The following is a 5045-nucleotide window of genomic DNA, read 5'->3' on the forward strand; positions in this document are numbered from 1 at the left end:
CTTTTTTATTGTCCGCGCCGCGGAGGCGCAGTCGATCAATGCTTAGAAACGGTAGCCGACACCGACACCGATCAGGACAGGATCAACCTTGACTTCGCTGATCTTGGCGCCAGCAGCCAGTACGTCGCTGCGGATCTGCACTTTCTTGATGTCGAAGTTCAGCGACCAGTTTTTGTCCAGCTTGTAGTCGACGCCAGCTTGCAGCGAGAAGCCCCAGCTGTCATGTTCCAGGCGGCCGGCGCCATCCAGCAATTTCACGTCCGAGATATTCGTGTAGTTCACGCCGGCACCCACGTAAGGGCTGAACTGTTTTTCAGGCATGAAGTGGTATTGCAGCGACAGGGTCGGTGGCAAATGCTTGAAGCTGCCGATCTTCGTGCCGGACAGGGTGACGTCATGCTTTTGCGGATACGTCAGGATCAGCTCGGCAGCGATGTTCGGGGTGAAGAAATACGAAATATCAATTTCGGGAATCGTCTTGCTGCTGACATGTATCGTGTCCGATGCGCCAGCGCCAAAGACCGGCGTGGATTTGTTGGCCGGATCGATATGCACGGCGCGCGCACGGACCAGCCATGGGCTTTCCTGTGCCATTGCATTGCCGGCGAATGCGCCGATGGCGGCCAGGACGATTGCTGCTGCAGTTGCGGACTTTTTCATTCTAGTTCCCTCTTTTTGTCGTTAAGTAACGCTGCGAAGTCTAAGAGTGCAGTGCAACAAAAACTTTGATCCACATCAAATAGTGCTAGATGGCATCATTAGAGGCATTTTTTCCTTTGCCCAGATCAAGAAAATGCGGCATTGCAGCGTGACCGCATGCACGACTCCCATGTCGGCACGCCATGCTGACGCAAGTTGCCCACCACGCAATCGCCACTTGCACCGATGTCACTGGATTGCCACCTCCCTGCGCAGCATAATATTTCCACTTCACACGATACAAATGAGAATAGTAATTATTATCATTTGCGATATAATGAATGACCTCGCTAGGCGACTACAAAAAGGAATGGGAGACATGGATATATTGAGGGAACTGCGTGAATCGGGCTTGAAAGTGACCATCCCCCGCTTGCGGATTCTGCAGCTGTTTCAAGAAGGCACGATCAAGCACCTGAGTGCGGACGATGTCTACAAACTCTTGCTGGCCGAAAAAATCGACGTGGGCCTGGCCACCATCTACCGCGTGCTGATGCAGTTTGCCGAAGCGGGCATTCTGTTTCGCCGCCATTTCGAATCGGGCCACGCCGTCTTCGAACTGAACGAAGGCCAGCACCACGACCATCTGGTCTGCACGGGTTGCGGCAAGGTCGATGAATTCGTCGACGAAGGCATCGAACTGCGCCAGAACGAGATCGCCGCCGAGCGGGGCTTCGTGCTGCACGAGCACGCGCTGTCGCTGTACGGCACCTGCGCCGAGTGCACTGCCAAAAAAGTGCCGCCGCGTAAGCCCTCCTGAGGCAGCGCGCAAGGTAGCGCCTGGCAAGCCACCTGCGCTACACTGCGTGCGCCGCAGTTCAACAAGGAAGAAGCATGTACATCGGAGAAATCGCCCGCCTGGCGGGCACCTCGCCCAAGGCCTTGCGCCACTATGAAGCGCTGGGCTTGCTGGGGGACGTGCGCCGTTCGGGCGCCTATCGCGTCTACACGCAGCAAGACCTGGCGCAAGTCAAATTGATACGCCAGGCGCAGGCCCTGGGCTTCCGCCTGGCCGAACTGCTGCCCATCCTGGCCGGCGACGATACCGACTGGGCCGCCCTGTCGCAGCACATCGCTGACAAGCGCACACAGATACAGCTGGATATCGCCCGCCTGCGCCAGCTCGACGCGCAACTGGCCGACATCGACACGGAAATCCACGACTGCCTGGCGCAGCAGCGTCTGCAAAAGGCCGCTTGACTCTGTCACTAGGGGCAGGCTTTAGCATGCAAGCTCTTCTTTAATGGACAGCCTGCATCATGACCACGACGACACCCAAGCGCATTTTGATACTCCTCGGCCACCCGTCCAGCGACAGCTTTTGCGCCGCCCTGGCCGATGCCTACGCCGCCACGGCCCGCAGCGCAGGCCACACGGTGCGTGAGCTGCGCCTGGGCCAGCTGGACTTTGACCAGAACCTGCATGAAGGCTACCGCCAGGTGCAGCCGCTGGAAGCGGACTTGCTGGCCGCGCAGGAAGCCATCAGCTGGGCCGAACACCTGGTCTTCGCCTACCCGATCTGGTGGGGCGGCGCGCCGGCCCTGCTGAAAGGCTTCGTCGACCGCATCTTCCTGCCCGGCTTTGCCTTCAAGTATCGCCCGGGCAAGGCTTTCCCGGCGCAGTTACTGAAAGGCCGCACGGCCCAGCTGCTGGTGGCGATGGATACGCCGCCCTGGTATTTCCGCTGGGTCTACCACATGCCCGGCATTCACCAGCTGCGCAAGACGACCCTGGAATTTTGCGGCGTCAAGCCCGTCAAGGTGGCCAGCTTTGGTCCCATGATCGATTCCACCGCAGCGCAGCGAGCGCGCTGGCTGGAACAAGCACAGGCGCTGGCCCGGCGCCTGTAAGTTGCTTGCCATGTAGCCATCATGCATACGGTTTTGACAAGCCGGTAATCAAGCCGTCACATTCCAAGGCTACCATGATGATATTGCCTGTTTGTCAGTCGCCTTGCTGTTGCGACAACAAGGGTCCGATCGTCATGTAAAGGTAGCCGCTGTGGAGTTCAACGCTTCTCGATTGCATCTTCCCCGTTATCGCACGTCCGTGGCGGCTGACCTGTGCATCCCCACGGAATCCGTGCAGGCCGACGCCAGCAATTTCGCCGTGCTGGAACTATTTACGGAACGGCGCGACATGATGAGCCTGCCCGTCACGGAGCAGCAGCGTCCCATCGGCTTGATCAGCCGCAACATCTTCATGTCGCAAATGTCCAAGCCCTTTTATCACGAGGTGTACGGCAAGAAGAGCTGCATCGCCTTCATGGACAAGGAGCCGCTGATCGTCGACGGCGCCATGAGCATTGAAGACCTCACCTTCCGCGCCGTGGAAGCGGGCGAGAAGGCGCTGGCCGACGGCTTCATCATCACCGCCGATGGCGCGCTGGCCGGCGTGGGCTTCGGCTTGCAGCTGATGAACGTGGTGGCCACCATGCAGGCCGAAAAGAACCGGCAGATCATGCACAGCATCGATTACGCCAGCGTGATCCAGCGCGCCCTGCTGCGCACCTCCGATGCGGAATTGCGCGCCACCCTGCCCGACGCCCATCTGGAATGGCAGCCGCGCGACGTCGTCGGCGGCGACTTCTACTTCTTCGAACGCCATGCGGGCGGCTGGTTCGCCGCCATCGCCGACTGCACCGGCCACGGCGTGCCGGGCGCCTTCATGACCCTGATCGCCTCGTCGGCCCTGAGCCAGGCCTTGCGCGAACTGGGACCGCACGATCCGGCCGCCCTGATCGGCGCCGTCAGCCGCTCCATCAAAACCCTGCTGGGCCAGGACGGCGCCGGCAGCGACAACGCTGGCCACGCCGGTTCGAACGACGGCATGGATTGCGCCTTCCTGTGCTACGACACGGCCAGCGCCAGCCTGCGTTTCGCGGGCGCGAAACTGGCGCTGCACGTGGTCGCGCCGGGCGAGGACAGCGTGCGCGCCATCGACGGCGCGCGCATGGGCGTGGGTTATGTCGACACGCCGGCCGGCTACTGCTGGCACAACGAGACGCTGGCTATTCCCGCCGGCAGCCTGCTGTTCCTCACCACCGACGGCTTGCTCGACCAGATCGGCGGCGCGCGCGACATCGCCTACGGCAAGCGCCGCATGCGCGAGCAGCTGCTGGCGCGGCGCGACGCTCCCGCCGGCGACGTGGCGGCGGCCCTGCTGCAGGACAGCGCCGCGTGGCAGGGAAAACAGCCGCGCCGCGACGACCTGACCTTTTTCTGTTTCCGCCTGTAGTTTTGGCGCCATCGAGCCACCTTATCAACAAGAAACCGGGTCACCGGCTAGCCAGGAGCACGGACGTGCTGTACGAAGAATTCAACGAGTTTTGGGATGTGGCGCGCAAGCGCAACATCATCTTTTTTTACGTGGGCTATTTCTCGCAGCACGTGGTGAACGCCATTTCCGAAACCATCAAGGCGCGCCTCGACACGGCCGGCGCGGCCGGGCCCACGCGGCGGCGCATCTTTTCCTCGTTCATCGAGATGTCGCAAAACATCATGCACTATTCCGCCGACAGCCTGACGCCCGATGCGCAGCTGGACCAGCAGATGCGGCGCGGTTCATTCTGTATCGGCACGCGCGGCGACAGTTTTTTTCTGCTGTGCGCCAACCCCGTCTCGACGGACAACGTGGCGCAGATCCGCGCCCGCCTGGAGCCGCTGCACACCATGACGATGGAAGAAATCCGCCTCGCCTACAAAAAGGCCTTGCGCGAGGAAGCGCCGGCCGACAGCAAGGGCGCGGGCCTGGGGTTTCTCACCATGGCGCGCGACGCCAGCGAGCCGCTGGAATTCGAATTCGTCCAGGATCCCCAGGAACCGGGCCACACCATCTTCTGCATCAAAGCCATCATTTGAAAGAGCCGACTCAGGAAAGCATATGCAATTACCGTCACCACTGTTCATCGCCGCGACCCCGAGTTCGCCCGAAATCGACTTCCGTTTCGAGCAGCACACCCTGTCGATCAAGGGCGAGTCGTATCCGGAAAACGCGGCCGCCTTCTATGGCCCGCTGATCGCCGCCGTGCGCGCCTACCTGGAAGGCTGCCGCGAGGCGGCCATCACCGTCAACGTCTCGCTGGCCTATTTCAACAGTTCCAGCACGAAGATGCTGTTTACCCTGTTCGACACCCTGAACCAGGCGGCCGTCGATGGCAACCAGGTGCGCCTGAACTGGTATCACGACGAGGATGACGACACCATTCTGGAATTCGGCCAGGAGCTGCAGCAGGACTTTACGGCGCTGGACTTCCGCGACCATCCCGTGCAGGGCAGCTAGGGCATGCGCGCCGCCATCTCCGAGGCTGGACTGGAGCCAGACCTGTTCACCGTGGAAGCGGCGGC

7 protein-coding genes are annotated in these 5045 nt (G+C 61.1%); 6 read left to right on the top strand and 1 reads right to left on the bottom strand.

Annotation, left to right across the window (positions count from 1 at the left end):
• Positions 1-42 precede the first annotated feature (42 nt).
• A complete protein-coding gene (locus HWE17_RS28190) occupies positions 43-660 on the bottom strand; it encodes an OmpW family protein (protein ID WP_176391082.1) in 618 nt (205 codons plus the stop codon).
• A 358-nt stretch (positions 661-1018) separates the two neighbouring features.
• Between HWE17_RS28190 and fur the strand changes: the two genes are divergently transcribed.
• The 6 genes from fur to HWE17_RS28220 all read left to right on the top strand — a co-directional run bounded on the left by fur (position 1019) and on the right by HWE17_RS28220 (position 4980).
• A complete protein-coding gene (fur, locus tag HWE17_RS28195; protein ID WP_035820181.1) occupies positions 1019-1459 on the top strand; it encodes a ferric iron uptake transcriptional regulator in 441 nt (146 codons plus the stop codon).
• A gap of 74 nt (positions 1460-1533) precedes the next feature.
• Positions 1534-1899: a MerR family transcriptional regulator gene (locus HWE17_RS28200; protein ID WP_035820183.1), complete on the top strand. Its 366-nt coding sequence runs from the start codon at positions 1534-1536 to the stop codon at positions 1897-1899.
• Positions 1900-1958: 59 nt separating this feature from the next.
• On the top strand, positions 1959-2549 hold the full coding sequence (locus tag HWE17_RS28205) for an NAD(P)H-dependent oxidoreductase (RefSeq protein ID WP_035820186.1): 591 nt from the start codon (positions 1959-1961) through the stop codon (positions 2547-2549).
• Positions 2550-2721: 172 nt separating this feature from the next.
• Positions 2722-3936, top strand: a complete 1215-nt coding sequence (locus HWE17_RS28210; RefSeq protein ID WP_176391083.1) for a SpoIIE family protein phosphatase — start codon at positions 2722-2724, stop codon at positions 3934-3936.
• A gap of 65 nt (positions 3937-4001) precedes the next feature.
• Positions 4002-4559: a SiaB family protein kinase gene (locus HWE17_RS28215; protein ID WP_034756676.1), complete on the top strand. Its 558-nt coding sequence runs from the start codon at positions 4002-4004 to the stop codon at positions 4557-4559.
• Between the two features lie 22 nt (positions 4560-4581).
• Positions 4582-4980, top strand: a complete 399-nt coding sequence (locus tag HWE17_RS28220) for a DUF1987 domain-containing protein (RefSeq protein ID WP_034779193.1) — start codon at positions 4582-4584, stop codon at positions 4978-4980.
• The last annotated feature ends 65 nt before the right edge of the window (positions 4981-5045 follow it).

It is taken from the genome of Janthinobacterium sp. BJB401, assembly GCF_013372745.1.
Taxonomy (GTDB): Bacteria; Pseudomonadota; Gammaproteobacteria; order Burkholderiales; family Burkholderiaceae_D; genus Janthinobacterium; species Janthinobacterium rivuli.

Excerpts from the sequence above, each read along its gene's own strand:
- HWE17_RS28190 (WP_176391082.1), bottom strand. The coding sequence starts at position 660 with ATGAAAAAGTCCGCAACTGCAGCAGCAATCGTCCTGGCCGCCATCGGC.
- fur (WP_035820181.1), top strand. The coding sequence starts at position 1,019 with ATGGATATATTGAGGGAACTGCGTGAATCGGGCTTGAAAGTGACCATC.
- HWE17_RS28200 (WP_035820183.1), top strand. The coding sequence starts at position 1,534 with ATGTACATCGGAGAAATCGCCCGCCTGGCGGGCACCTCGCCCAAGGCC.
- HWE17_RS28205 (WP_035820186.1), top strand. The coding sequence starts at position 1,959 with ATGACCACGACGACACCCAAGCGCATTTTGATACTCCTCGGCCACCCG.
- HWE17_RS28220 (WP_034779193.1), top strand. The coding sequence starts at position 4,582 with ATGCAATTACCGTCACCACTGTTCATCGCCGCGACCCCGAGTTCGCCC.